This is a genomic window from Acinetobacter sp. ANC 4204 (assembly GCF_002135205.1).
GTDB lineage: Bacteria > Pseudomonadota > Gammaproteobacteria > Pseudomonadales > Moraxellaceae > Acinetobacter.
In genome coordinates, this window is record NZ_NEFZ01000003.1 from 15,483 (window position 1) to 42,143 (window position 26,661).

The 26,661-nt window shown below is 41.4% G+C and carries 25 protein-coding genes and 4 tRNA genes; 14 read left to right on the plus strand and 15 right to left on the minus strand.

What is annotated here, in order from left to right; translation table 11 throughout:
* Positions 1-266: 266 nt before the first annotated feature.
* The gene (locus B9T36_RS07565; RefSeq protein ID WP_086209184.1) at positions 267-1,124 is read right to left on the minus strand and encodes an energy transducer TonB; all 858 of its coding nucleotides are present in this window, start codon (positions 1,122-1,124) and stop codon (positions 267-269) included.
* Positions 1,125-1,384: 260 nt separating this feature from the next.
* On the opposite strand from B9T36_RS07565, the gene B9T36_RS07570 reads away from it, so the two are divergent.
* The 5 genes from B9T36_RS07570 (at position 1,385) to B9T36_RS07590 (ending at position 5,540) form a co-directional block, all read left to right on the plus strand.
* Positions 1,385-2,062 (plus strand): hypothetical protein, encoded by a 678-nt coding sequence (locus B9T36_RS07570; RefSeq protein WP_086208923.1) that lies wholly within the window; start codon positions 1,385-1,387, stop codon positions 2,060-2,062.
* Between the two features lie 155 nt (positions 2,063-2,217).
* Positions 2,218-2,928, plus strand: a complete 711-nt coding sequence (locus B9T36_RS07575) for a DUF3108 domain-containing protein (RefSeq protein ID WP_086208924.1) — start codon at positions 2,218-2,220, stop codon at positions 2,926-2,928.
* A 90-nt stretch (positions 2,929-3,018) separates the two neighbouring features.
* Positions 3,019-3,594: a xanthine phosphoribosyltransferase gene (locus B9T36_RS07580; protein ID WP_086208925.1), complete on the plus strand. Its 576-nt coding sequence runs from the start codon at positions 3,019-3,021 to the stop codon at positions 3,592-3,594.
* 279 nt (positions 3,595-3,873) lie between these two features.
* Positions 3,874-4,926: a sensor domain-containing diguanylate cyclase gene (locus B9T36_RS07585; RefSeq protein WP_086208926.1), complete on the plus strand. Its 1,053-nt coding sequence runs from the start codon at positions 3,874-3,876 to the stop codon at positions 4,924-4,926.
* A 239-nt stretch (positions 4,927-5,165) separates the two neighbouring features.
* Complete coding sequence (locus tag B9T36_RS07590) at positions 5,166-5,540, plus strand: hypothetical protein (RefSeq protein WP_086208927.1); 375 nt, start codon at positions 5,166-5,168, stop codon at positions 5,538-5,540.
* 42 nt (positions 5,541-5,582) lie between these two features.
* Here B9T36_RS07590 and wrbA read toward each other — a convergent pair whose 3' ends face one another.
* Entirely contained in the window at positions 5,583-6,176 is a 594-nt protein-coding gene (gene wrbA / locus B9T36_RS07595) for an NAD(P)H:quinone oxidoreductase (RefSeq protein WP_086208928.1), read from the minus strand.
* 114 nt (positions 6,177-6,290) lie between these two features.
* Here wrbA and B9T36_RS07600 point away from each other — a divergent pair, with 114 nt between their 5' ends.
* Positions 6,291-7,541: a YihY family inner membrane protein gene (locus B9T36_RS07600; RefSeq protein WP_086208929.1), complete on the plus strand. Its 1,251-nt coding sequence runs from the start codon at positions 6,291-6,293 to the stop codon at positions 7,539-7,541.
* Between the two features lie 94 nt (positions 7,542-7,635).
* On the opposite strand, the gene B9T36_RS07605 is transcribed toward B9T36_RS07600, so the two are convergent.
* Positions 7,636-8,571 carry a DMT family transporter gene (locus tag B9T36_RS07605; protein ID WP_086209185.1) on the minus strand — a complete coding sequence of 312 codons (936 nt, stop codon included), beginning with the start codon at positions 8,569-8,571 and terminating at the stop codon, positions 7,636-7,638.
* A 104-nt stretch (positions 8,572-8,675) separates the two neighbouring features.
* Between B9T36_RS07605 and B9T36_RS07610 the strand changes: the two genes are divergently transcribed.
* Positions 8,676-9,488, plus strand: coding sequence for an AraC family transcriptional regulator (locus B9T36_RS07610; protein ID WP_086208930.1), 813 nt, complete (start codon positions 8,676-8,678; stop codon positions 9,486-9,488).
* Positions 9,489-9,538: 50 nt separating this feature from the next.
* Here B9T36_RS07610 and B9T36_RS07615 read toward each other — a convergent pair whose 3' ends face one another.
* The 6 genes from B9T36_RS07615 to B9T36_RS07640 all read right to left on the minus strand — a co-directional run bounded on the left by B9T36_RS07615 (position 9,539) and on the right by B9T36_RS07640 (position 11,668).
* The gene (locus tag B9T36_RS07615) at positions 9,539-10,183 is read right to left on the minus strand and encodes a fumarylacetoacetate hydrolase family protein (protein ID WP_086208931.1); all 645 of its coding nucleotides are present in this window, start codon (positions 10,181-10,183) and stop codon (positions 9,539-9,541) included.
* Between the two features lie 50 nt (positions 10,184-10,233).
* Positions 10,234-10,731, minus strand: coding sequence for a YcxB family protein (locus B9T36_RS07620; protein ID WP_086208932.1), 498 nt, complete (start codon positions 10,729-10,731; stop codon positions 10,234-10,236).
* A 280-nt stretch (positions 10,732-11,011) separates the two neighbouring features.
* Positions 11,012-11,088 (minus strand) — tRNA-Arg (locus B9T36_RS07625).
* 274 nt (positions 11,089-11,362) lie between these two features.
* A tRNA-Arg gene (locus B9T36_RS07630) sits at positions 11,363-11,439 on the minus strand.
* Between the two features lie 48 nt (positions 11,440-11,487).
* Positions 11,488-11,564: transfer RNA gene (locus tag B9T36_RS07635), tRNA-Arg, on the minus strand.
* A gap of 14 nt (positions 11,565-11,578) precedes the next feature.
* Positions 11,579-11,668, minus strand: a tRNA-Ser gene (locus B9T36_RS07640).
* A 264-nt stretch (positions 11,669-11,932) separates the two neighbouring features.
* Here B9T36_RS07640 and rnr point away from each other — a divergent pair.
* The 6 genes from rnr to B9T36_RS07670 all read left to right on the plus strand — a co-directional run bounded on the left by rnr (position 11,933) and on the right by B9T36_RS07670 (position 19,039).
* Positions 11,933-14,371 (plus strand): ribonuclease R, encoded by a 2,439-nt coding sequence (gene rnr, locus B9T36_RS07645; RefSeq protein WP_213033325.1) that lies wholly within the window; start codon positions 11,933-11,935, stop codon positions 14,369-14,371.
* Between the two features lie 56 nt (positions 14,372-14,427).
* Positions 14,428-15,309, plus strand: coding sequence for a VanW family protein (locus B9T36_RS07650; RefSeq protein WP_086208934.1), 882 nt, complete (start codon positions 14,428-14,430; stop codon positions 15,307-15,309).
* 52 nt (positions 15,310-15,361) lie between these two features.
* Complete coding sequence (locus B9T36_RS07655) at positions 15,362-17,404, plus strand: M3 family metallopeptidase (protein ID WP_171264443.1); 2,043 nt, start codon at positions 15,362-15,364, stop codon at positions 17,402-17,404.
* Between the two features lie 46 nt (positions 17,405-17,450).
* Positions 17,451-17,669: a YheV family putative zinc ribbon protein gene (locus tag B9T36_RS07660; RefSeq protein WP_086208936.1), complete on the plus strand. Its 219-nt coding sequence runs from the start codon at positions 17,451-17,453 to the stop codon at positions 17,667-17,669.
* 13 nt (positions 17,670-17,682) lie between these two features.
* A complete protein-coding gene (locus B9T36_RS07665; RefSeq protein ID WP_086208937.1) occupies positions 17,683-18,102 on the plus strand; it encodes a hypothetical protein in 420 nt (139 codons plus the stop codon).
* Positions 18,103-18,163: 61 nt separating this feature from the next.
* Positions 18,164-19,039, plus strand: a complete 876-nt coding sequence (locus B9T36_RS07670) for a DMT family transporter (RefSeq protein ID WP_086208938.1) — start codon at positions 18,164-18,166, stop codon at positions 19,037-19,039.
* A gap of 75 nt (positions 19,040-19,114) precedes the next feature.
* Here the strand turns inward: B9T36_RS07670 and B9T36_RS07675 are convergent, their stop codons facing one another.
* From B9T36_RS07675 to B9T36_RS07695, 5 genes are all read right to left on the minus strand, one after another.
* Complete coding sequence (locus tag B9T36_RS07675; protein ID WP_086208939.1) at positions 19,115-21,310, minus strand: TRAP transporter large permease subunit; 2,196 nt, start codon at positions 21,308-21,310, stop codon at positions 19,115-19,117.
* Positions 21,311-21,492: 182 nt separating this feature from the next.
* Complete coding sequence (gene rrtA / locus B9T36_RS07680) at positions 21,493-22,065, minus strand: rhombosortase (RefSeq protein ID WP_086208940.1); 573 nt, start codon at positions 22,063-22,065, stop codon at positions 21,493-21,495.
* 71 nt (positions 22,066-22,136) lie between these two features.
* Positions 22,137-23,174 carry a hypothetical protein gene (locus B9T36_RS07685; protein ID WP_086208941.1) on the minus strand — a complete coding sequence of 346 codons (1,038 nt, stop codon included), beginning with the start codon at positions 23,172-23,174 and terminating at the stop codon, positions 22,137-22,139.
* A gap of 520 nt (positions 23,175-23,694) precedes the next feature.
* Complete coding sequence (locus B9T36_RS07690) at positions 23,695-24,081, minus strand: protein YgfX (RefSeq protein WP_086208942.1); 387 nt, start codon at positions 24,079-24,081, stop codon at positions 23,695-23,697.
* A 5-nt stretch (positions 24,082-24,086) separates the two neighbouring features.
* Positions 24,087-24,344 carry a succinate dehydrogenase assembly factor 2 gene (locus B9T36_RS07695; RefSeq protein WP_086208943.1) on the minus strand — a complete coding sequence of 86 codons (258 nt, stop codon included), beginning with the start codon at positions 24,342-24,344 and terminating at the stop codon, positions 24,087-24,089.
* 192 nt (positions 24,345-24,536) lie between these two features.
* Between B9T36_RS07695 and B9T36_RS07700 the strand changes: the two genes are divergently transcribed.
* A complete protein-coding gene (locus B9T36_RS07700; RefSeq protein ID WP_086208944.1) occupies positions 24,537-25,709 on the plus strand; it encodes an acyl-CoA dehydrogenase family protein in 1,173 nt (390 codons plus the stop codon).
* Positions 25,710-25,743: 34 nt separating this feature from the next.
* Here B9T36_RS07700 and B9T36_RS07705 read toward each other — a convergent pair whose 3' ends face one another.
* A complete protein-coding gene (locus tag B9T36_RS07705) occupies positions 25,744-26,535 on the minus strand; it encodes an alpha/beta fold hydrolase (protein ID WP_086208945.1) in 792 nt (263 codons plus the stop codon).
* Positions 26,536-26,661 lie beyond the last annotated feature (126 nt).

The following is a 26,661-nucleotide window of genomic DNA, read 5'->3' on the forward strand; positions in this document are numbered from 1 at the left end:
TCAAATATTAAAAAAACATGCATGCATCCTCCCCATTAACTTGCTTTAAGAAAGATTTACGAATGCTTTAAAATATTTAACAAAAAACATACTGCAAATGATAATTATTTTTATTATCAATTCAAGTTTTCACCTTTAAATATAAGATTATGTTTTTATTGAAAAAAAATAAATAAATCTCAGAATAAAAAGTTAAGACATTGTTTTACATGTTTTTTTTATAAATTAATTTAATCATTATAATTTCCCATAAAGAAGCAAGAATATCAATGAACTTCAAACTCTGCCTCTGCTGGGTCAAAACGCCATGTGCGTACAATGCGTAACTCAGAAATATCCTTCATTTTGGTATCGAAAGCGCCGAACGGGGCTGCTTTGCGTACTGATGCCTTTGCTGCTTCATCCAACATCTCATGCCCTGAGCTGTCAATCAAGCGAATGGCGCGGATACCACCTGAAGCATTTAAAATCACCATTAAACGCACTTCACCCGCCAGTCGCTGCTGCTTAGCCACTTCTGGGTAGTAACGGTTACCATAAAATTCCACTTTCTGACGGAACTTTTCAAGATAGGCAGCAGAAATATCTTGCTTGGCTTGAATACCATCAACTGTTTTGATTTTTTGCTGACGGCTAAAGTTTTGTTGACGTTGCAAATATTGCGCTTCAAGGCTTGCCACCATGGCTGCTTTGGCCTGAAACTGGCTGTTCATTTCTTCCATGGCTTTTTTGCGCTGATTATCTTCCGCTTGTTTTTGCCAGCTAAGTGTCGTCATTAACAACTTTTCTTCAAAATTTAATTCACGCTTTTGCTGGACCTGTTCTAAAGCTTCTCGCTGTTGTTCCCCAGCACTTTGCTCAAGCATCGGCACGGGCATATCACTCGACATCCGGTGGGACTCGCGAAAGGTGCCAGAACCCTGTTGATCCGCTTGCGCCAAGAAATCCGCATCTTCAATTTTTTGATCTGAAGGGCGTAAAGTCACTGCAATTTCTTTCACTGCGGCATCATTTTCTTGAGGCATGGCAAACTGTACAGTCAAAATCACCAGATGCAAAAAAGCTGCAAGCACAACGGTTGCTGTAAAAATTGGGTCTTTCCACCAATTATGCGCCAAAGGCATTACATTTATTTTTTTGAACATCACTTCAAACCGACAATTTGTCTTGTTCCCCTAAGCGTATGTACGCAGTATAAAATAGACACAGTTTTCATTTTATTGCTTAGAATGAGGCACTGTACCCTGTAGATTCACTGTTTCATAAAATCATGAAAATGGTGCAATTAATTTTGCTAAACTGCAAGCTTCATGAGCAGTATTTTTCAAACATTTCAACCAGAGATCTGATCGCTCAAAAACACTGATTAGCTAGGACGCCTCTTATGCAAACGCTTATTTCCAGTATTTCTAATCGTTTACGCCAAGTTTATCAAAAGGCGGAAGGATTTATTGAGGATGAGCGCGAGTTTCCAATGTCTCAAGTCTTTTTAAACGCCACCTTTCAACGATTTGTGACCGACAATGTGAGAATGTTAAAAGACTTACATGCAGACTTACATGATGACTGGTTACGCTTATATGCCACACTCGATTATAACGGTCTCAAACTGACTCTCTCTGTTGACTTGAAATTGGTGCAAATGGAGTTGAATAAAAAAACGCAATTGATTGTGTTCGAACAAATCAGCGATACCAGTGTGCTAGATGCTGAATACCCAACGGTATTTCATAAAATGGGCGTACGCTGTGCCCTGTTTTTTTATCAAAAAATCCTGAACCAAGATCCTTTAGGTATGATTTTAGAAAAGCTGAATGTGATTAAGGTTAAAGATGAGTTACTACATTTAAATTTGAACCGTTGGTTAGGCAAAAACCGTTCAATCATCGACACGCTAGGCAAAGTCCATGTTAATCATGCTGTGCTACGTGAAGCCGAATTGGTCGTGATTGGTAACGTCAATTTAACTGCACTATTTAATAAATTCTCTCAAACCTCGATTGATGATTTGATTGAACCCAATTTGGATGAAAGTACAGTCTCTCCCATTCGACAAAAATAGCTGATCATTTGGTGACAAAACCGTAATTTCAAATATGTAAATGAAACATAAAACTACAGTTCCCCTTATGTTTCGAATTTTTTCTTCATAATCAATGTGCATAATAGTTATATGCAAAAATTTTGTGCCTACAACTAAATAGGAAGCTTTTTCTTATGGCTAAATCAAAATTGAAAACAGCCACAATCGCGACAAGTATGAGCGCTTTGCTATTTGTCGGGTTCTCAAGCCAAACCTTTGCCATGAGTCCATTTCAAGCCAGTTATCAATTTAACTATAATGGCAAAAATTTAGGCTCTGCAACTCGGACTTTATCAAAGTCAGGTAATAACTGGAACTATGTTTTTGCAGCCAAAGCAGGCGGTATTGCCTCAGCAACCGAAAGTAGCCGCTTTAGTTTAAATGGCAAACAAATTCAGTCCAATAGCTTTAGCCGTAGCAGTAAAATTTTGGTGCATAACAACACCATGAGTATTAACTTCAATCCAGCAGCAAAAACCATCAATACCAAGAAAGACAACGAAACGCGTTCATTTGCATGGAAAGCGGGTGTCTTAGATGAGCTCAATGCAGAATTGCAAATTCGTGAAGACATTAAAAATGGTGGTTTAAAATCAACTTACTATTTGGCCGATGCTAAAGAGGTTGAAGCACGTAAATTTGTGAAGCAAGGTACTGAATCTATCAAAACAGATTATGGAACTTTCGAGACCATTAAAGTAGTCATGAAACATGATAAGCCCGGCCGTGAAACCATTTTCTGGCTAGCTCCGAAATTAGACTATCTTCCTGTTAAAGTCAGCCATGTTGATAAGAAAACATCTTATGGATTGCTCTTAACGAGCTATAAAGGTGCAAGCAATTAGTCATTTTGACGAATTTTACTTGCATTTTTTCAGGTGCTTCCTAAAATACGCATTTGCTTGAAAAAGCACCTGCCCTTAGAGGATTCTCCCGTGTACGCACTAGAACAGAAAATCTTAAGCGAAGGTATCGTTCTATCTGATGAAGTTCTGAAAGTTGATGCTTTCTTAAACCACCAAATTGATCCAGTGATGATGCAATTGATCGGCAAAGAATTTGCTCGCCGTTTCAAAGATGCTGGCATCACAAAAATCATCACGATTGAAGCATCAGGGATTGCACCTGCAATCATGACAGGTTTAGAACTAGGCGTATCTGTTATTTTTGCGCGGAAATACCAATCTTTAACCTTAAAAGATGAGCTTTATCGTTCAAAGGTATTTTCATTTACCAAGCAAACAGAAAGCACCATTGCCATTTCAAATAAACACATCAGCTCATTAGACAAAGTACTTGTGATTGATGACTTTCTGGCTAATGGTCAGGCTGCTCTTGGTCTAATAGATCTAATTCATCAAGCCAAAGCAGAAGTCGTGGGTGTAGGTATTGTGATTGAAAAATCATTTCAGCCTGGTCGCGATATTTTGCTTGAAAAGGGATATCGCATCGAATCTCTAGCTCGAGTTAAGTCACTAGCAAAAGGCACTGTAGAGTTTGTACGAGACTAATCACAGAACCCTCCATAAAAAAAGAGCATTTTAAAATGCTCTTTTTTTATGACATTCATGACCCGCAGGTCATCCACACACAAGCGCCATATTTGCGCGGTAGATTACTTTTAATTTAAAGTAAAAAATATATCGTCTTTTATCAATTTAATTACATTTTTAAGTTGGAGAAACATGATTTATATAGCATGATCAAATTTAAATGGTCATAACCACTTTCTAAGACTAAAAATAAACAGCGATTAAACGAAATACTTTTTTATTGAGAAAGCCGCACAAATGATAAAGAAGAAAGAAACGAGTGAACGATCGTTTGATCCAAATCAATTATCAGGATTTGATGGAGCTCACTCCATTCAACTTCCCGTCGACTTTATTCACGACCTAAGTAAAGCCAGCTCTTTACAGGTAGTATTAGATACAATTGCCTACTGGATTTCATACGTTTTCGATGCAGATCGGGCCAGCATCACCCTGCAAGATACTGAAGATTATCTCAAGCTATACTCAATTTCGGGCAATCATGCAATTCCGATGGATTTTAAAATTCCAATTGGACAAACTTTTGTAGGCCGAGTTTTTGCTGAGTCACAACTGATCATTTGCGATGACTTAAGCCTGTCGGATGAACTCGACTGTCAAATGCTTTCTGAACATGGTATGGGTAGCTGTATGGATGCCCCAATGATTCATAATGATATTTGTATTGGTACACTCAATGTGGCCGATGTGCGTAAACATCATTACACCCTACAGCAAGCCATCCTGTTACAAACCCTTGCAAAATGGTTAGCGTTAAACATCAAACTACATTTACAAGTTCAAGAGATGGCTATTTTAGCCTCTACCGATGAACTGACAGGCACTTTTAACCGAAGAGTATTTGTACAAGAAAGCCATCAAACCATGCTGCATTTTAGCAAATCCCGTGTACCGTTTAGCATTGGCATTTTAGATATTGATCACTTTAAACAGCTAAATGATTGCTATGGGCATACTGCGGGTGACTATGTACTCAAAAAAATGGTGAAAAAAATACGAAGCATACTGCGTGATGAAGACTTTTTAGCCCGTATTGGTGGCGAAGAGTTTGCCATTATTCTACCTGCCTGCTTAGGTGATGAGGCTATGCGAATCTTTCGACGGATTTGTTCAACCATCGAAGCGATGGAAGTCAGTTATGAACAGGAAATACTATGTTTTACAGTTAGCATAGGCGTTGCAGAGGTCGGCAAACAAGATACCGATGCCGAAGATGTATTTAAACGAGCAGATAAAGCCCTCTACTGTGCAAAAGAAGCGGGACGAAATCGGATTCACTTTGCCAACTAAGTTAAGCCATGAACTTGAATGCCGAGAACAATGGAGTAAGACTCTACAGAAACAGCGTAGATATTCCCAGAAAATTACAAGTCTAATAAATATTCTCAACTCAAATTCAGCTAGTATTTACTCTAGATTCAGATGTTTAGAAATCTTAGATCTGAGGTAACACGGTTGTCATGCGTCATGAACACCATAATCAGGCTATATATTTTAAGTACAGCTAGCCCTTATAGGTCAAATAAGCTATGGAAAAAACAATTCTCTGCCCAAAGTGTGGCTCAAGTGATATCGAAAAAAGAAATCATGAGCAACAACTGACAAAAATTGGAGGCGTATTGCTCAGTTCTGCAGGTGCAACCGCAGGTACTGTTGGGGGAGCAGCATCTGGAGCCTCTATAGGCGCAGCGATCGGTGCAGCGGCTGGGCCTTTAGGAGTCATTATGGGCGGTACCATTGGCACCTTCGTCGGTGCAGTCAGTATTGGGGTCACAGGTGGTTTTTTAGGGCATCGCTTTGGTAAAAAAGCAGGTGTGATTGTCGATAAAAATGTGTTTCTCGACTATAAATGCCTAAACTGTGGTGCCAAATTTAAAGAACAACACCTAACACCAATTGAATAATAAAAAAGCCCATCATTCATGGACTTTTTCATGTCGCAATAACTAGGCTTGCAATTTCTTTACAACTTCGCCAAGACGTTTTCCTTGTGCTTCGCACAACACTTTTTCATCTTGGCTTAAACTCTGGTCATGCCGAGGACCACTGACATGACTCGCCCCATAAGGCGTCCCGCCTGTTTTTGTATTCGACAGTGCTGGAACAGCATTGTTTAAACCAAGAATCATCATGCCATGATGAAATAACGGGGGAAGCATGGTCAACAAGGTGCTTTCTTGCCCACCATGCATCGAACCTGATGAGGTAAATACACAAGCAGGCTTGCCATGCAAAGCACCATTGAGCCAAAGACTGGTGGTTTGATCGAGAAAATATTTCATTTCAGACGCCATATTGCCAAAACGCGTAGGTGAGCCTAGTGCCAAACCTGCACAGTTTTCCAAATCCTCTACGCTACAATAAATATCACCGTCGGCAGGAATACTGGCTTCTGCTTCTTTCACCACAGTTGAAATATTTGGAACAGTTCGAATTTTTACAGCTATACCACTCGCCTCAATTCCATTTGCAATCAAATGCGCCATTTCACGGGTACTGCCATATTTGCTGTAATATAAAACTAAAACATAGGTTTGCATGAATAGAGTTCGGTGACAGAAAAAATAAAACTATACGGTATTTTTTCTATTTTTTGGTTAAGCTTATAGTGAAAAATGTAGAAAAGATGAAGAAAACAAAGAGATACTTTGCCTATGTTAGAACAGTACTTAAAAAAACTTCCTTTCTATAAGAAAACTTGGTTTCAGTTCGTCTTATTTGTAGTACGGCGCTTTGAGGCCGACCGTTGTCGTGAACAAGCAGGTTCACTGACCTACACTACCTTGTTTGCAGTCGTACCAATGCTGACAGTTTTCTTGGTCATCATCTCGTCCATCAAAGCACTGGAACCTGCACGTCAGCAATTACAGCAATTGATTTATAGTAATTTTTTACCTAAAACCACCATTGCTTTTGATAAGGCTCTCAATGCTTTTACCGATAAATCGAGTAATTTGACCATTATCGGAATCTTATTTCTCTTCGTTACAACGGTCATGATGCTGACCAGTATTGAAACTGTCTTTAACCGAATTTGGCGAGTGCGCGAAACCCGTGGTGGCATTATTGGCTTTATGCGCTACTGGACCATTATTTCTTTAGGACCAATTCTCCTCGGTAGTGCCTTTGTTATTTCTTCTACTGTCGCCTCTTTAAATGTCTTAAGCAATAATTTTGCAGGCTATGAGTTAGATGGTGCTTTTATATTTTGGTTAATTTCATTCGCCTTAACGGTACTTGGTTTTTTTATTTTAAATTGGACCATTCCAAACCGAAGTGTGCCGATTAAATCGGCTCTCATTGCTGGTTTATTTAGTGCTATTGTCTTTGAATTACTGAAACATTTGTTCGGTTTTATTATGTCGAACTTTACCAGTTATGAAATTATTTATGGTGCGTTTGCCGCAATTCCCATTTTCCTGCTGTGGATTTTTCTATCATGGAATATCGTCCTGATTGGGGTTGAAATTAGTTATGCACTTACTGCATTTACCTCTCATAAAGAACAAAAGCGCCATCCTGTTATTATGTTGATGGATTTACTGGAACTATTTTATAAAAAGCAGCAACAAGGCTTAAGTGTTTCAGACGATGAAGCGCTTGATATCTTGGGGCGAGATGAATTGGGTCGCTGGCCAAGTTACGTCCTCATGCTTGAAACACAGAATTTAGTTAAACGTACTGATGACAATCAATATGTTCTTGTACGCAATCTGTCTCACGTTGATTTTTGGAGTTTTTATAGCAGGCTTCCCTATCCACTGCCACAGCGTCAGGACTTAGGCAATGTACATCCTGACGATGTCTGGATGCAAAAAATTGGTCCTGCCTTGGTGGAGTCAGATGATTACTTGGCGGCCAAACTCGCCATTCCACTTTCCAAAATTTTTGATGATAAATCCTAATAAAACCGTGTCTTATCTCTTCTATATAGATAAGACACGGTTTTTATACATCACAGGTAAAGCCTAACCTTAGTCCAAAATATACATGATTTTTTTACTGCAAAGCCGCTTTAAAGGCCTGTAAGTATTGTTTAATCTTGTGATGTAGACTCACCACCATTACCCCCATCAAGACAAAACCCGTACCCAATAAGAAATTCAGCTCCAACTGTTCTTTTAAGAACATCACCCCAAAGCACATCCCAAAAATCGGGGTTAGAAAAGAAAATACGCCCAACTGTGAAGCCAAATACTTTCTTAATAGCCAAAACCAAATCAGATAACTACCAAATGACACCACCACGGTATGAAACAGTAAACTACTGATCGACAGTGCGGACCAGTGAATGGTGGCCTGCCTCATAAAGAAAGAAAGCGGCAAGAGCAATAAAAATGCGATAAACAACTGATAAAACAAGGTTTGTGTCGCAGGTGCTTCAGCCAATTTGGTCAGCCGAACAGCGATCGTGGTGGCTGCCCATAAAATCCCTGCTAAAAGTGCCAATACATCCCCCCATAAAGCCGATGTCACTAAAGCTTGAGAATCAGAAGGATGAAATAAAAAGGCGATTACAATTCCAAAAAATGCTAATCCAATTCCTAACCACTGTATGACCGACAAACGCTCAGACGGCAGTTTCCAGTGTAAACCCAATGCCACAAAAATAGGGGCGGTATACAATAAAACCACGGTATGCGAAGCAGAGGTAAAACGTAAAGCCTGTGCCACTAAAAAAAATTCGGCTGCAAATAATACCCCCACCAAAATACCTGCAGGCAAATAATCACTCCCCCATAATGAAGCCCCCTTTGCTAGCTTAATCATGGGATAAACCATCAATGCAGATAGACCTGATCGAAGCGCGATTTGCATCACTGTAGAAATATCAGGGGCTGCAAGTTTTAACACCACTTGTTGTAAGCCCCATAACACGCAAAGCCCCAGCATAATACCTGAGGCTTTTCCGTCTAGCGCCTGACGACTGCTCACGATCTGCTCCACTAAAAAAGATGAACCCATACTATAAATTTGTCTGAAATAAAATATATAATCTAAAACAGACAAGATATCTTCTTATTCAGGCAATTTCAGCCATGCCCTACAAACAACAAAAAAACAGTGCGCCACTCAAACAACTACCGACCAATGATCATATTGATAAATTATTGTGGATTCATTTTCGCGATGATCCCGCTCAGTCGGTTTATCCCGTACATGGACATGCATGGGGTGAATTTGTCTATGCATTTAATGGAGTCATGGAAGTCCATATTAATCAAGTTGACTATCTCACTCCACCGCCATACGGAATTTGGCTACCACCCCATGTCGCACATAGCGGTTTAAACCGTACCGATGTTTCTCACGGTACGCTCTATATCCATGAAAGCTTATGCAGCCACTTACCACAGCAAGCCGGTATTATGCTGAGCTCACCTTTAGTCACCGCGCTCTTTAAACATTTAAAACAGTACCACTTGGCAGATGATTCAGCTGAGCATTTGCGCTTACTTTATGTCTTGCTTGACCAACTACACCATGCAGAATTGGTGAGTAGTTATTTACCACACTCCGAACATCCTGTGCTCAAGAGTATTTTAGATTTTTTACATTTACACCCTGCCGACAACAGTGCTTTGCAACAACTGGCAGTTCAGCACAATATGACTGAACGCACACTTGCGCGTTATAGCCAAAAAGAACTCGGCATGTCTTTGAATGAATGGCGGCAGCGCTTAAAAGTCATGAAAGCCATGAGCATGCTAACCGAAGGGAAAAAAGTGGAAAGTATTGCATTAGATTTGGGCTATGCCAATGCATCGGCCTTTATCAACATGTTTAAGCGCTGGATGGTGTATACACCCGATCAATTTCGAAAACTGTATCATAGCCACCAACAACGCTAAAAAAAGACCACCGTGGTGATCTTTTTTTAAGATATTTCACTTAAAACCAATTAGGCTTTGACAAAAGTCGTCCATGTATAATCTTGAGATTTACCGTTCAAAGTCATTTGTAACTGTTCACCCGGCTGCAATGCTGCAACCCCTGCTGGTGTGCCCGTCATAACCACATCGCCTGCTTCCAAAGTGAAGACTTGGCTAATATCAGCCAACAAGGTACCAATATCAAAAATTAGATGTGCCGTATTACCTGCTTGACGCAGCTCATTATTAACATGAAAGGTATAGTGCACATCATTCCAATCTTGTACTACATCGGAAACAGCAACCCAATCTGCCAGTACACACGAACCATCAAAGGCTTTAGCACGCTCCCACGGTTGACCTTTGCCTTTCAAATCATCTTGCAAATCACGTAAGGTTAAGTCTAAGCCTAAGGTCACTGCACCTACCGCTTGAATAGCCTTGAGAGGGTCAGCTTCTTGAGTTAAACGTTGATCTATACGTAAAACCAGTTCACATTCATAGTGACAACTGCCCCACGCAGGATTCCAAGAAATACCCGCATCTAAACTGAGCAGACTACTTGGTGGTTTGATAAATAAAACGGGACGATCAGGAATCGCATTGCCTAATTCTTTGGCATGGTCTGCATAACTACGACCGACACAGACAATTTTAGATGGACGTGTACTCATGATCTTCCTCTTGCTTGGCGAATAATTTTATCGTGTTACGGTCAATACGCTTATTTTTTAAAGGTATTCTCAAACTTCGTTTGATCTGCACTCTCTATGAGTGCGCGCTTAGGCACAATCACCACAGTACGGTTTTTCAGCTCTAACATATAAGTTAACTTGCCGATGGCAAATTTCTGTACTTCATTATAATGGACCACCTGCTTGCGGCCATTGGCATAAATTTCCGCATAATCTTGATATAAATCTATGCCCTGCTCACTTTTACCAAACTGATATTTCACAAACTGACGCTTAAACATCATTGGAAGAAACCAATAACGCATGAGAATTTGTAAAACCAAGAAAAATACACCCAATGCCACATAATAACGCCCGACACCTGTAAAGCCGAGCATAAAGCCCCACACAATAATCCCGATACTAATCAGAGGTGTAATAAAGCGCGTAATTTGCTTTTTACCAAAGGTCGCTAAAGCAAAACCATCTTGCGACTCTTCTAAAGTGAGAAAATAACGTGTCGATAATGCAGGTTTGTTCTCTGACATAAGGCTAGATCAAATTACTAAAAATATTGATCTCAATACTACAACACTATTTGGCATTTTCTTAGGACTTTCATACACGCAGCTGAATGAGCTGGTTGTACACATGCAGTACGCGGTTAACTCTAAAAAAGAATCTGAATGAATATAAAAAGCACCAATACGCACACGTACAATAGAGAAAATGTAGCGAAATGAAACCTATGTTTTGCATATTAAAGTGAACAAAAACAATAGGCACAAAAAAACCGCAATTAAGCGGTTTTTTCAATATTGATCAAGTTGGTGCGCTCAGAGAGATTCGAACTCCCGACCCCTTAGTTCGTAGCCAAGTGCTCTATCCAGCTGAGCTATGAGCGCGACGTCTTGATGGGGTGCATTATACGTGAATCCTATTTTTTGTTAAGTCTTATTTCCATAAAAGTCGATCAACCGCCCACTTATTAAGCACAAAAGGTGCGAGATGCTGTATAAATCAACAAATTGAGGTTCCATAGCAGAATAGATAGGCAATCATGCAAGACTAAAGCTTTATTGATATCAAATCTTTCTTGATAAATCACTTTCTCAAGCAAAGCATTTCACTTTTTACAGACACAAAAAAACCGCAACATGTGCGGTTGATTGTTCAAGTTGGTGCGCTCAGAGAGATTCGAACTCCCGACCCCTTAGTTCGTAGCCAAGTGCTCTATCCAGCTGAGCTATGAGCGCATTACTTGTGTGCCAATTCAGGCGTTACGTTACATACAGTTTACTTATTGGTGCGCTCAGAGAGATTCGAACTCCCGACCCCTTAGTTCGTAGCCAAGTGCTCTATCCAGCTGAGCTATGAGCGCGACATAAGTAAAGTTGGCGGTGAGAGAGGGATTCGAACCCTCGGTACAGTTACCCGTACGCATCCTTAGCAGGGATGTGGTTTCAGCCACTCACCCATCTCACCGTAACGTGCCGCCATAATACAAACTTCATGCTAGCACTGCAAGCACAGACGCTGCCTTTTTTGCATATTTTCGTTCAATTAAATACTTTTTAAACAATTTAGTGCTGATTCATCACAATTTCTTCTTTTCAACGCATCGCTGTGCTGAATAAAACAGCAAATATCCTAAATTGCCGACATAAAACACAATATTGCAATCATTTGCGTGCAGTCTGTCTTCGCATGACTTATGCTAATCCTATCTACTGAGATACAGCCAAAGACATTATGAAAAATTGGGTCGATCCTGAAGCAAAAGCTGAAGCTGAACGTTATGACAATCCTATTCCGAGTCGCACGCTCATTTTAGAAACCATCGAAGAAAAAAAGACGGCGCTTTCACATGCGGATCTGGTTGAGATTTTTGAAATTGCAGATCAAAAAAGTATTGATGCGCTCAGCCACCGCCTGATTGCAATGGTTCGTGATGGCCAACTCATGAAAGATGGTTTCAAGTTCCTTCTTGCGGAAGAACAACCTGAACATGAAGCAACGGTCTACATTAATAGTAAAGGCTTTGGTACGGCGAATATCACAGGGCATGAAGACCTTCTTCTCCCTGAGCGTGAACTTCGTCAAGTCTTTAATGGTGATCGTGTTAAAGTGCGCCAAACCTCAGTAGATCGTAAAGGTAAAGCTTGGGGCTTTATTACCGAGGTAGTGCAACACCGTGTGAAGCAAATCATTGGTAAAGTGTCGATACATGACGGTGAATACTTTATTCAGCCAGCAAATCCCAATGCGCACCAACCAATTACCTTAGAAAAAGAGTTAATCGAACACGCACAAGTCAAAGTGGGCGATTCGGTTCGTGTGGCAATTGATGACTACCCAACCAAAGAAGAGCTCGCCACTGGTCATATTGTACAATCTATGGCGGATAAGGCAGACACCGAAATCATCATCCCACAAACCATTTTAGAGTTTGGTCTGCCGTATGAGTTTCCTGAAGAGGTACTTAAAGAAGCAGAAAGTTTTAAAGAGCCATCAGCGCAAGACCGTGAAGGTCGTATTGACCTACGTGATTTAGCCTTAGTCACTATTGATGGTGAAGATGCACGCGACTTTGACGATGCTGTTTATGCAGAAAAACGTCCAGGTGGAGGTTATCGTGTCGTGGTAGCCATTGCGGACGTCAGCCATTATGTCCGTTCAGGCAAACCGTTGGATGATGAAGCCCAGGAACGCGGTACATCGGTGTATTTCCCGCACTTTGTTTTACCTATGTTACCTGAAGCCCTGTCGAATGGCTTATGTTCACTCAATCCACATGTTGACCGTCTGTGTATGGTCTGTGATTTAAACCTGTCCCGTGCAGGTCGCGTCACCAAGTTTGAGTTCTATCCATCAGTCATGCATTCAAAGGCACGTTTAACCTATACCAACGTTGCTCAATACTTTGAAGGTGACAGCAGTGCCATCCCAGAAGACCGTGATGTGCGCAAATCCTTAAACACCCTGTTCCAACTTTATCAAGTCCTCAAAGGTTTACGTGCAGAACGTCATGCTATGGAATTTGAAACCGTTGAAACCTACATGACCTTTGATGAGCTAGGTGGGATTAAGGAAATTTTACCGCGTACGCGTAATGATGCTCACAAGCTGATTGAAGAATGTATGTTATTGGCAAATGTGGCCGCGGCTGAATATGCACTCGAACATGACGTGCCAATGCTATACCGTATTCATGAGCCACCTGAGTTCTCACGCATTCAAAAGGTACGTGACTTTGTCAAACTACTAGGTCTACCGTTCCCAGAACAGCCGACTCAGAAAGACTATCAGGCCGTAATTGATGCAACCAAAGACCGGATTGATGCGCCTAGTATCCATGCCGTGCTGTTACGTTCGATGATGCAAGCCTACTACGGTGCGAATAACGCAGGTCACTTTGGCTTGGCTTATGAAGCGTATACGCACTTCACTTCTCCAATTCGTCGTTACCCAGACTTGTTGTTACACCGTGCCATTAAAGCCAAGTTAAAACATAAACCTGCACCTCTTTCAGGGGCTGCTTTGGATGATGCGGGTCAACATTTCTCCGCAACTGAACGTCGTGCAGATGAAGCGTCCCGTTCTGTCACCACATGGTTGAAATGTCATTATATGCAGCAGCATTTGGGTGAAGAGTTTGTCGGCACCATTTCTGCCGTAGCAGAATTTGGTCTGTTTGTAACGCTCAAAGATTTATATGTTGACGGCATGATCCATGTCAGCCAACTGGGCGATGACTACTTTGTCTATGACCAACCAAGTCAGAGCTTGATTGGGCAGGCACGCGGTCAAAGCTTTAGTTTGGGCGATGAAGTAAAAATCAAAGTTGCAGCAGTGAATTTAGAAGATCGAAAAATTGATTTTGAATTATTGCAACAACTCTCACATGGTGGTCGGCCCATACGAAGTCGAGCACCCCGTGTTGGCAAAGCCAAAACAGCACGAAGCGAAAGTAAAGAAGAAGTCTTTAGCGAGTCGACAAACGCCTCTCCCAGTAACAGCGGAGACCAGCCCATACGACGCAAAAAAGATAAATCCCAACCTAGCTCCTACAGCAAAAAGCCTGGTAAAAAATCTTCATCAAAGTCTGAAACAAAGGTTAAAGATAAAGTGAAGAAAAAGTCGAAACCTAAAAAGAAAAAATCCAACGCAAAAGCGAAAACTGAGTAAATGATGTAAAAGGTGCTAGGGCTTCATGTTCTAGCACCTTTTTTCATAGGACCAACATGAATTTTTTGCGTTTATTTTTAAGCAAACCCATCAGCCAATATCATCCCTTGCTTTATTTCATGGCTACACGTAGCCGACGTATGATGCGCTATTGGCAGTGGAAAACAGATGGGAAAGACTATGCACATTCATTTTCTAACGTCCCTTTGGCTTTTCGCGTCAAAAAGCATCAGTCCGTTCTGATTCGTAAATTAGGCGACAGTGATCAACACTGGCAACACAATAAAGTCATCAATCTCAAAATTGCCAGTCCATGTATTTCTGGGATTTTAGTCCATCCACAACAAACGTTTTCTTTTTGTCAGTTGGTAGGACAACCAACAACTCAAAAAGGCTATGTCGAGGGAATGGAACTCAGCTTTGGGCAGGCTCGTGGTGGTATTGGTGGTGGTATTTGCCAAATTGCCAACCTCATCCACTGGCTTGTCTTGCATAGCCCGTTACAAGTGGTACAACGTTCACAGCATTCCTTTGACCCTTTTCCAGATCATGGTCGAGTGCTCCCTTTTGGGAGCGGCGCTGCAATTTTTTATAACTATATTGATTATCAATTTTACAACCCCACTCCGCATAGCTTTCAAATTCGGCTTTGGTTTAGTGAGAAATGCCTAGAAGGTGAACTGCGCTGTTCCGCCGATTTAGGCTATGTCTACCATGTGTTTGAACAACAGCATGCTTTTCTTAAAATCGGGACGGATTACTATCGTCAAAACGAAATATGGCGACACCGTAAAGAAAAATATAAAAGTGGTGAAATCTTAACAACCGAATGTATGACCCGTAACTTTGCCAAAGTGCTTTATCAGCCCTCACACATTGACCTGCACTATGCATCATGGACTGAATTTCAAACGGCGCAGAACATCAAAACCAATTAAAACTTGATTTCCCACGGCATCACCCTTACATCTAGTGATATCTGAACATTTAATTTGGCTTAAACGCATGACATTAGAAAAAGCAACCTTGCCTGTTCCACAGTTTGATCAAATCACCTTAGTACAACTCCAACAACAGATTGAACAAGCCATTCAACAGGGGCAAAGTTTTTTAAAAGACCTGAGTGAAGTCCCTGAATCGGTTCAGGCACAGCTTGCGGTCTTAGAACAAGTCGATACTCTAGAAAACAATATGAGCGAAACGTGGGGCGTACTGTCTCACCTCAATGCCGTGATGAACAATACTGAAACCCGCGAGCTCTATCAGTCTTTATTACCTGCATTAAGTGAGTACTATACCGAACTGGGTCAGCACACCGTACTGTATCAAACCTATCAGCACATTCATGATGCTGCACAATTTGATCACCTCTCAGAAGCCCAACAAAGTGCGATTAAACTTGCACTGCGCGACTTTAAACTGTCGGGCGTAGCTTTAGAAGGTGAAGCGAAAAAACGTTATGCAGAAATCTCAGCTCGCTTATCACAACTGTCATCGGACTTTTCTAACCATGTTTTGGATGCAACACAAGCCTACTTCAAACCATTAACGGAAGATGAACTGGCAGGCCTCCCCCAAAGCAGTGTTGAACTTTTAAAACAATATGGTCAACAACGCGAACTTGATCAACCCGTTGCCACTTTAGACTTTCCGTCATATTTGGCAATTATGACCTACGCGGAAAATCGCCCTTTACGCGAAGAGTTGTATCGCGCTTACACTACACGTGCATCTGACCAGTCTGAACATGCTGAGTTTGATAATACCGCGGTGATGGAAGAGATTTTAAGTTTGCGTCAGGAAATGGCAGCACTGTTAGGTTTCAACAATTATGCCGAGCTTTCATTGGCCAGCAAGATGGCGCCAAATGTAGCCACAGTCGATCAATTCTTACGTGATTTGGCTGAACATTCACGTGCCCCTGCGCTCAAAGAAGTAGCAGAGCTAAAAGCTATTGCCGCTGAAGATGGCCTTGAAGAGTTAAAACCGTGGGACAGCACGTATTATTCGGAAAAATTGAAAGTCCAACAGTTCAATTTATCTCAAGAAGCGCTCAAGCCTTACTTCCCTGCACCTAAAATTTTGCAGGGCTTATTTAGTATTGTGAACCGTCTTTATGGGATTCAAATTGTGGAGCGTGAAGCCCCAGTGTGGCATCCGGATGCACGCTATTTTGAACTCGAAGATCAAGGCACTGTGGTTGGTGGATTCTATTTTGACCTTTATGCACGTCAGGGCAAACGTGGTGGCGCATGGATGAGTGGTTTCCGCTCTCGCACCCAAACAACGCAAGGCCTACAAAAACCGATTTGCTATATGGTATGTAACTTTACCCCACCTGTCGGTAATCAAGCCGCACTATTGACTCATGATGAAGTCATTACCTTGTTCCATGAATTTGGACATGGTTTACATCATATGTTAACCGAAGTCGACAATATTGCAGTTGCGGGCACACACGGCGTAGCATGGGATGCAGTTGAACTACCAAGCCAATTCATGGAGTTTTGGGCATGGGACACCGAAAGCTTAGACTTACTCAGTGCTCATATTGACACCCAAGAAACCTTACCAGAAAATCTACTCAAAGCCTTGCTGGATGCACGTTTCTTCCAGTCTGGCATGCAAAGTCTACGTCAAATTGAGTTTGCCCTGTTCGACCTCAGCATTCATAAAACAGCCCCTGCTTTAAAAGCGGATCAAATCCAAGCCACCTTAAATGAGATCCGTGCACAGTATGCTGTTTTAGAAACCACGCCTTATAACCGCTTTCAACATAGTTTCAGCCATATTTTCGCAGGTGGCTACGCGGCGGGTTATTATTCTTATAAATGGGCGGAAGTTTTGGCGAGTGATGCCTTCGATCGTTTCGAAAATGAAGGAATTTTTAATACTGCCACTGGCAAAGAATTTCGCCAATTTATTCTAGCAGTTGGCGGAAAAGATACTGCACTTGATGCATTTATCAATTTCCGTGGACGTGAGCCAAAAATAGATGCTTTACTTCGTCATCAAGGTTGGACGAACCGCTAAAAATGTGAGTAAACTAAGCGCCTAAATTGTTCAGAAGGTAAGTCTAATGACTCTTAAACGCCGTTTCATTGCAGGTGCAAAATGTCCTAAATGTCAGGCAATGGATCGTGTCGTTATGCTTACCTCGAATGACGATGAATGGATTGAATGTATCGACTGTGGTTATTCTGAGAACCGACCTACCCATGTAGACGAGCCTCAGATCCCAGCTACCCCAGACGAAGTTGGGGTCATTCAATTTAAACCGCGTCAATCCAAAGAATAAAAGGTCGAGTCGAATGTCACCCGTACAACACAACAATCCTAAATTGCTCTGGGGAATTACAGCAGGTCTGGTCGCAATCATTGCGATTTTTGCGCTGTATCAATGGATTTTTGCCTCACAAGAACCTGAAACACCCCCTCATCAAGCAGAATTGATTCAACCCACTGTGAAAGCCATTCCAGAAGTGCAAAATGCGGCATCAAAGGCAGCAGCAGAAAATACAGTAAAATTGGTTGAAGAGGATATTTTAACATCCCCTGTGCCTGAAAATTCATCTTTAGCCAAAGAAGAAGTAGCCAAACTGGACGACATTCAAACTCAACTCAAAGAACAAGAAACTACCTTGCAAGCGCAGCATAAAGATGCTGATGAATTAATGAAACTCAAAGAAGAACAAATTAAACTGTTAGAAGCCCAACTGGCAACACAGTAATCCCCCTTTGCACTTTTTAAATACGCTAGAATATCAACCGATACTCTAGTGTATTTTTATCATGTCTACTCAGACCACCTCATCTAGCGTGCTTAAAGCCATAGCCCTACTCATTATTTCAGCACTGCTGTTTTCTTTGATGGGGGTTTGTATTCGCTATGCTTCACATACAGTGGATAATGCCAGCATTGTTTTTTTCAGAAACTTCGTGGGTTTATTTATTTTTTTACCGCTGATTTTACAGCGAGGACTGGGCTTTTTTAAAACAGAACGTCTGTGGATGCACACTTGGCGCTCCATGGTTGGGCTTGTCGCGATGTATGGTTTTTTCTACGCGATTGCTCACTTAAAACTGTCAAACGCCATGGTCTTTACTTATTCGTCTCCTATTTTTATTCCTTTGATTGCTTGGCTATTTTTAAAAGAAAAAATCACGCGCTCAATGCTGATTGCCGCGTTGATTGGGCTTTTAGGCGTCCTATGTGTGGCGAAACCTGATGCTGGCTTATGGAATCAGTTGTCCTTCATTGGCCTCAGTGCTAGTTTTTTAGCGGCCATGGCTTTTGTCACAGTACGTGCACTTACTGCAACCGAACCGCCTGAGCGCATTGTCTTTTATTTCTGCTCTATTGGTACCCTGATTTCCATGATTCCCATGTTTTGGCATATCCGTCCTTACACATGGACAGAACTAAGCTTCCTGATTGGAGCGGGCCTACTTGCCAATATCAGCCAACTGGTGATGTCTCATGCCTATCGACTGGCGCCTGCAGGTCAAATTGGGCCTGTAAATTATGTCGCAATTATTTTTGCAGGCCTCTGGGGTTATTTATTTTGGCGAGAAACTCCTGATTTTTATAGTTTGATTGGCTTTGCCCTGATTTTATTGGCAATTGTGGTTTGTAGCCCTCTGTTGCAAAGACGACTACGTCCCTAGCAAGCTCTCCAATAAATCCAAAGCATAAAAAAGCATCCGAAGATGCTTTTTTAATGTTCCAAGTTTATTTAAATCTTAGTGATACCAACCGAATAACTTAAAGATATAAGGTGCATAAGTCACAATCAACAAAGAGGGAAATAAGACTAAAATCGGTAAAATCCAACGTTCATAACGATAGTAAAACGAAGTGTACATTTCTTTGGCTTCCGCATCGGCTGCACGAACTTCGTCATCCCCAACTGAAAGCCGAGTTAGCAAATGGTTCAATGCCACTGGTGGTGTGACATAACCCAGCTCAAATGCGACCAACACAATCATCCAGAAATGGATTGGGTGAATACCATTTTCGTAAGCGACGGGAGCGATCGTTGCAGCAACTAAAATAACTGCACCAAATGGATCCGTGGTCATTCCAATGATTGCCAACAATAAAGCAATAAATGCCAATGAAATGTAAATATTACCTAAATGAGTTGGCAATAATTCAACAACTTCCGTTCGTTCAATCAAGCCTCCTACACTCGCAGATAAGGCCATTAGAATAATTAAGGCTCCAATATGTCCCACTGTCTCTGATGATGCAAACCAAATTGAACCTCCAAAACCGCGGCGCTTGGTCTGACCACCATGCTCGCGTAAAAACTCTGAGTGTTTTTCATGCTCTAAGGCTAATACACTATGTGCATCTATAGGTGTAGGATTAAAGCGATCACTCCACCAACGGTCAAACATAATATAGGCAATCAAAATAATCGGCAGAACCACAGGTGCTGTGAATTCATCCATTTGCGTATCTAGACCATATTTATAAAAAGCAATCACCACTAGCGTAATCACAATATATGGAATCACTGGTACAAAGGCACGCAACATACCCGGTATCGCAACACGTGGAGAGTTGACTCGGAAACGTGTTTCAGCCAGGTATAGAGAGATCCCTAAAAATACAAATGCCGTGAGCCAGAATACATAAATACCGTGATCAAATAATTCATCAGACGTGACATGCCGACTATCTAACATCGAAATTAAAATAATGAGTAAACAAGGCCGAATCACAACCCCTAAAGAGCCTGACATTGCAGACACGGCAAGCGCAAACTGACGTCTTGACCCAGAGTTCCATACTTCCTTATAAATAATAGCACCTGCTGCAACTACGAAGATTCCTGATGCTCCCGTATAAGCAGTTGGGATAGCTGCTGCAATTAGAATCAACCACGTTAATGTTTCAGGAGCCAAATTCCAAGGACGTAAAATACCTAGGAATAAATCCATAACACGCGTTTGGGTCAGTAACATCCCCGCCCAAATAAACAATGCTAAATTGAGGAAAATACCAGAGAACTCAACCAACTGACCAAGATAAATACCTTGCCCCATTGGGTAATCCATAAAGAAGGTAAACGCAATGCCTGTCACTAAAGCCATATAAGCATAAAGCGGTACACTTAAAAATGCTAAGCCAATATTGCCCGTACCTGCTTGTTTCGGCTCAGGCGTTCTAAAAAATTGAAGAATACTAATTACAGTCACACTGGAAAATAGAATAATCCAGAGCCAATATACGGTCAGCGTTTCAAAAGTGGACTCAACTCCAGAGTTCAGTACAGATTGGAACTGACTATAGACTGAATACGTCAACAAGCCATTGCCCAATGCCATAAAGATTGAATACACACGGAAATCAAGTTTAGTTGTCGGCGCACGTAAACCAATATGGTGATATTTGACTGAAGCTGTGATTGCTGCAACCAATACCATCAACAAAAGAATTAAAACACGGTTTTCAGAGCCAAACTTAAAGATACCGAAGAAGGTGGTTTCAATTGTGCGATAAGTTCGGATACTTGGATGCTCGTCCAAATATTGAGTAGCTTTATCATAAAATTGATACTTTTCCTCACACTGTTGTAGCCCAGCCATCACAGAAGCACGTACATCAGCTTCTGAAGCTGTGCCAAAGATGTCCGCAAACTCATCGGCAGCATTAGACTTCATTTGCTGCTGAACTAGTAAATCAATATTCGGATGGCGGTTACACTCAGGCTTTACAGGCTCAGCTCTTAAAAAAGAATACTGCATTCCAGCCGTTTCACTACCATAGAGACGCTCACCTACACGGAGTAACTGACCATGAATCATTTCACCTGTACCTATTAATAGCGTAAGTAACAGTAAAATCAGAATTAAGAAAGTGGAAATCCACTCCGTCCATATATACTTCAGCAGATCGAGTCCTGATCTGCTCTGTCCATGATTCTGCATGTTGTTTCCTATTTTTATTTGCAGTTCTATTCGGCGTAATACGCTGTAGAACCTGTCGTTTTGTCGGCTTGAGCTTGTCCTTTCTCGATGCCTTTAGATTTTTGTTTTGTTTATCTTTGCATCAAATTTATATTTTTGAATATGACAATCTGGATTTTCTTTTTAGAATTTAGGTCAATAGATTACTCATCAAATAGATTCACCCCGATTAAATACATAGCTGCAATCACAATTCCCCAGATCACACCCAATAAATGTGCTTCGACTAAGACTGGACTCCCGATCAGTTCAGCCGTAGCACTCGCCCCAAGGGTATTTTCCCAAATCAGTTTGCCTAAAATGAGAAACAACACCAAACTCGCAAACATCCGCTCTTTACGGTAAAGCAAATGGACGATGGCAATCGCAGTGAACATCCCATGCAATACACCTGACAGCCCAGCATAGGCTTCAATATCCGCCAAAAAATAATAAAAACTGAGACTAATTAATGGCGGTAAAATCAGCAATAACGCCACAAAATGCCAGACACGCACGCGTGGGAAAATAAAAGGCAGACACATAAATGCCAACATATTAAGGGCAAAATGAATCCATCCCACATGCACCCAGTGCGCAGTCCACAAACGCCAAACTTCAGGAAAAATATCCACACGCCAATAAATAAATTGATCTTTAAAAATCTGTAGGCATGCCGAAATTGATACGACGAACGCAATCAAAATGATTTTTCTATATAGAAATTGATCTTGCATCGCATGCCCTTATGCTGTGACTCATTTATTTATTGTTATTTTTTTGACTACATGGCTCAGTTTAAAATTGGTTAACTTTCATTAAACAGTTCATCCAACTCTGAACGATCTTCTTTTTCATCCCAGAAATGCGCCATACCACCATCACCTGTTCGTGTCCCTGTATGTTCAGTCCAATAACGATCAGAAATGCCTTGTACCATACTCGAAGCCATACTATCAATCAGCTTAAACTGTGGATTAGTCTGTTTTTCATCACTATGTGAAGCCGCATAACTTTTCAAGGCATCACGAATTTTCGCATCATCACCACTGGCTTGCGCTGCAATAGCATACATCGCATGGGCTAAACGCACCCCTTTTTGCTCGCCGATTTGCATAGATTGTTTTAAAGTCTGATATGGATCAGGCTTACCTTCACCCGCACCTGGTAACAAGGTCCAAATCACCGCACGTGTTGCATTCGGTGCACCCCAAAACTTTTCATTGTCTAGACACACCATGCCACGCTCGACAATAGCCGCAATGTCTTTAGGAACATTGACTGCACCACCTGAGTTAATATCATTGGTCATCGCTTGTAGACCGCTCAACATCCCCAGCATATATACAGTTTGATCTAAATCGCTGTTCATTTTTGGGCAACCTTCGCCCAGTGGCTTTTTATACTTTTTTTCCCAACGGTTTTGGAACAATTGATAGCCTGTATATTGACGCTGTGCAGCAATAGCAGCCCAACGTTTTTGTTCAATACGCGCATCCTGTGCTTCAGAAACATTACCTGCTTTAGAGGCACGTAAATAACGAAGCTCAGACTCTAGCGCCTGATTCTCCGCACAAATGCCTGAAGCCGAATAGAGTAAAACCGCAATACGTGTTGGGTCTGCGCCCATATCTTTGGTCGACATAATCGCAGGCGTCAAAGCATTGCCTGAATTGCAGACCATCTCTGCATCTTCCATAGCCAATATAGGCGGAACAATATGTTTTTCACTAAACCCAAGTGCAACATTAGCACCTGTTTTAACCACTTGTGAACAACCCGAAAATAATAAACTTGTAATCGCTACAACAGCCATACCTTGGCCTATTTTTTGGACTTGCGACATTTTCCTGTCCTCTATTTGTATAATTGTATGCGTCCGTGCTGACAAACATAGCAGAAGCAATTTCCGAAGAAAAGAGTATTTACTCTAAATCCGACTACTACTCTGCCATGAAATAAAAAGCGGAAAATTGACTTAAATGACACCCATATTTTTTTTCAGGCAAAAAAAAGTAGCATAGCGACGGTTCGGCACATGCTACTTATGAACTGAGAAGCCTAGCTAGGCTTTGTTTGGTGCAAATCGTTCCTTCAGCACAGTTCCTACTCGTCCTATAACAATCGCTAACACAATTGCTACTACTAGAAACATCCAAGTTGGAATCATCATAAGATTATCCTTGTTTGCTGTTGGTGATTTGAATGTACATTTTAAGAACAACAAACTATAAGAATGTTGTCTGACAATTTGAAAATAGCGTTAAATTTGTTCCGAACTGTCAGACAAAGAGAGATGAAATCAGTTTATATTTATTATTTTTCAATAGTTTGGTTAGAGTATAAAAGCTAATATTGTCCAACAATTACTGCATTTTGGTGAGTATTTTCAACGCTTTCCACTGTCTCAAGGATAACTGATCACACCAGACCAACATCGGTTTGGCACGGAAATGTTGAAAATAGATCACGATATACGCACGATGGTCGATAATATGACTGATCTGCACACGCTGCACATCGCTTTGCGTTTTATGCGACAAGGACCAATCTCGACCATCCAAATACTGTAATTGAAAGTGTTGCGGCCCTCGTAGAAAAAACAGATATAAGATAAAACCTGCGACCAAAGCAATCAGCCATAACCACAAAGGCAATAGCTGATAGAGTACAAACATTAAAATGGCATAAATTGACAACTGAAATACATAAGCCAAACGGCTAGGTTTCAGTTGAAAATGACGATTATCCATTACACTTATCCATGTACATAATGCTTTAACTTTTGAATCAAGGTTTTCATTTCAGGGTACGGTGGTTCAGACACTTCCATGAACCAGTCCAATAAATCTGGGTCTTCTTGTTCAACCAATGCTGCAAACATGGCCTTTTCCGCAGGATCCGCCTGAAGATAATAATTTTTCACATAAGGATCAAAGTACACATCAATTTCTTTTAAACCACGACGTGCACGGTAGATTACTTTACGCTCTTCCAAGCTCATTTCTTCAGTCATTACATTCCCCAGATGAATTACAACGGCTTAGTTTAACCGATCACACCTCCCTCGCCACTAGTTAAATGTCGCAATTTTTTCAACTGGCAAAACCCATCAAAAAATCAACCGCATTTGAGCATTCAGTCCATTGTCGCATGTCCTGCTTTTCACTAATCTTCTAGCAAAATAACAACATCAGGATGAGCTTCCATGCAATCAGGCGCGATTCGCCCGTTAACCAATATGCTGCCGCGTAATTTATTTAATGCTGAACATGAGGCATTTCGAGAAACTGTGCGAAAGTTTTATGCCAAAGAAGTTGTTCCCAATATTGAAAAATATGAACAACAACAACATGTCGATCGTGAGCTATGGAATAAAGCAGGCGCCATGGGACTACTGTGTGCCACCATGCCTGAAGCTTATGGTGGTTCGGGTGTAGACCGTTTATACAGTATGATTTTGATTGAAGAACAAGCCTATGCCATGGATTCCTCGACAGGGTTTTCACTACACTCTGACATTGTCGCGAACTATATCAATAACTTTGGCAGTGAAGCACAAAAACACTATTGGTTAACGCGGATGGCTTCGGGTGAAACCGTCACAGCCATCGCGATGACTGAACCTGGCACAGGCTCAGACTTACAAGCGGTACGAACAACGGCTGTTTTAGAGGGAGATGACTATATTATCAATGGCTCTAAAATCTTCATTACCAATGGCTATCTCTGCGATATGGCGATTGTGGTCTGTAAGACGGGTGACAGTGAGAAAGGTTCAGCTAATCTCTCATTAATCATCGTTGAAGCTGATCGTGTAGGTTTCAGTAAAGGCAAACCTCTCAATAAAATTGGAATGAAAGGACAAGACACCTGCGAATTATTTTTTGATCATGTCCGAGTCCCTAAAGAGAACCTGCTCGGTTTGGAAGGCATGGGCTTTATGATGTTAATGAAGGAATTGGCTTGGGAGCGTATGCTAGTGGCGATTATTTGCCAAGCGGGTGCAGAAGCAGCACTGGCACATACTGTTCAGTACACCAAAGAGCGTAAAGCCTTTGGAAAAAGTATCTCTAGCTTTCAAAATACCCGCTTTAAACTGGCAGAGTTGCGTACAGAAATTGACTTTTGCCGGGCTTATCTGGATCGTTGTATGCAATTACAACTCGAAGATAATTTGGGGGTTGACGCAGCAGCAGCAGCTAAATATAAAATTTCAGAGATGTTTTCTAAAGTTGTGGATGAATGTCTGCAACTACATGGCGGCTATGGCTATATGTTGGAATATCCAATTGCACGTGCCTATTTAGATAATCGCGCCAATCGTATTTACGCAGGCACCAATGAAATCATGAAAGAACTCATCTCACGTTCTCTTTAACTCAAATAGCCCATCTCTAGATGGGCTATTGCATTTATATATTTGCTTCAAGAAAGTCCGCAATCAACGCAACCACCAAATCGGGTTGCTCTTTATGCGGCATATGATGCAGTCCCTCTAAAATTTGTAATTCGGCTTGTCCTGTGACCCCTGAAAAAATTTGTTGTGGTTGTGCCGTGGTTGCATATTCATCTAGTTCACCATGAATAACCAACGTCGGACAACAGACACCGCCTATTATCTCAGCCAGACTCCAATCCTGAAAAGCGGGGGCCAACCATGTTTCAGTCCATGCATCAAGCACCCACTGTGCTTTGTTCGGGTGGTATTTGGCTAAACGCTCTATTTGCCCTGCTTGTTGAAAGCCTAGTTTTGCCTCTCGAATGCCTGCTAGAGTCAGCTCTTCAACGGTATACTGTGCAGAGATAGTAATTAAGGCGTGGCAACATTCTGCATAAATTGCTGCAATCGCAATCGACATCCCACCTCCGACACTGTGCCCAAGGATAATAAAATCCTGTATCGAGAAATAATCCAAAACTGCTTTAAAGCACTGTGTGGCTTCCGTGGATACAAAACTATATGCCAGTGAAGTCGGATGAGCATCGGATAAACCAAAACCCAGTCGATCATAAGCATAAATCACACGGCCTGTTGCCTGAGCCAGCTGTGCAGGAAAATCTCGCCATAAGCTCACTGAGCCTAATGAATCATGCATTAAAATTATGGGTGCCAAAGATAGATCGCCCGAATCAGTTTGCCACTTTTTGGCGTGAATCCTATATTCTGTATATTGAATTTGATGGACTTCTTCTAAGATTTTCAACGCATTTCCTATTCTTTGTTTTCTCAGTGTTCAAAATCATCTAATAGTTCAAACCTGAAAGAAAGCCCCAAAAGAGAACTGCTCAAGTCATTAAAAAAGGAGCCTAAGCTCCTTTCATATCTATGT

Bases quoted from the DNA above. Each gene is read 5' to 3' on its own strand.
- B9T36_RS07670 (WP_086208938.1), top strand. From the start codon at position 18,164: ATGTCTACTCAGACCACCTCATCTAGCGTGCTTAAAGCCATAGCCCTA.
- B9T36_RS07700 (WP_086208944.1), top strand. From the start codon at position 24,537: ATGCAATCAGGCGCGATTCGCCCGTTAACCAATATGCTGCCGCGTAAT.
- B9T36_RS07610 (WP_086208930.1), top strand. From the start codon at position 8,676: ATGCCCTACAAACAACAAAAAAACAGTGCGCCACTCAAACAACTACCG.
- wrbA (WP_086208928.1), bottom strand. From the start codon at position 6,176: ATGCAAACCTATGTTTTAGTTTTATATTACAGCAAATATGGCAGTACC.
- B9T36_RS07570 (WP_086208923.1), top strand. From the start codon at position 1,385: ATGCAAACGCTTATTTCCAGTATTTCTAATCGTTTACGCCAAGTTTAT.
- B9T36_RS07575 (WP_086208924.1), top strand. From the start codon at position 2,218: ATGGCTAAATCAAAATTGAAAACAGCCACAATCGCGACAAGTATGAGC.
- B9T36_RS07600 (WP_086208929.1), top strand. From the start codon at position 6,291: ATGTTAGAACAGTACTTAAAAAAACTTCCTTTCTATAAGAAAACTTGG.
- B9T36_RS07660 (WP_086208936.1), top strand. From the start codon at position 17,451: ATGACTCTTAAACGCCGTTTCATTGCAGGTGCAAAATGTCCTAAATGT.
- B9T36_RS07685 (WP_086208941.1), bottom strand. From the start codon at position 23,174: ATGTCGCAAGTCCAAAAAATAGGCCAAGGTATGGCTGTTGTAGCGATT.
- B9T36_RS07695 (WP_086208943.1), bottom strand. From the start codon at position 24,344: ATGACTGAAGAAATGAGCTTGGAAGAGCGTAAAGTAATCTACCGTGCA.
- B9T36_RS07565 (WP_086209184.1), bottom strand. From the start codon at position 1,124: ATGCCTTTGGCGCATAATTGGTGGAAAGACCCAATTTTTACAGCAACC.
- B9T36_RS07620 (WP_086208932.1), bottom strand. From the start codon at position 10,731: ATGTCAGAGAACAAACCTGCATTATCGACACGTTATTTTCTCACTTTA.
- B9T36_RS07650 (WP_086208934.1), top strand. From the start codon at position 14,428: ATGAATTTTTTGCGTTTATTTTTAAGCAAACCCATCAGCCAATATCAT.
- B9T36_RS07585 (WP_086208926.1), top strand. From the start codon at position 3,874: ATGATAAAGAAGAAAGAAACGAGTGAACGATCGTTTGATCCAAATCAA.
- B9T36_RS07665 (WP_086208937.1), top strand. From the start codon at position 17,683: ATGTCACCCGTACAACACAACAATCCTAAATTGCTCTGGGGAATTACA.
- B9T36_RS07615 (WP_086208931.1), bottom strand. From the start codon at position 10,183: ATGAGTACACGTCCATCTAAAATTGTCTGTGTCGGTCGTAGTTATGCA.
- rrtA (WP_086208940.1), bottom strand. From the start codon at position 22,065: ATGCAAGATCAATTTCTATATAGAAAAATCATTTTGATTGCGTTCGTC.
- B9T36_RS07675 (WP_086208939.1), bottom strand. From the start codon at position 21,310: ATGCAGAATCATGGACAGAGCAGATCAGGACTCGATCTGCTGAAGTAT.
- B9T36_RS07590 (WP_086208927.1), top strand. From the start codon at position 5,166: ATGGAAAAAACAATTCTCTGCCCAAAGTGTGGCTCAAGTGATATCGAA.
- B9T36_RS07690 (WP_086208942.1), bottom strand. From the start codon at position 24,081: ATGGATAATCGTCATTTTCAACTGAAACCTAGCCGTTTGGCTTATGTA.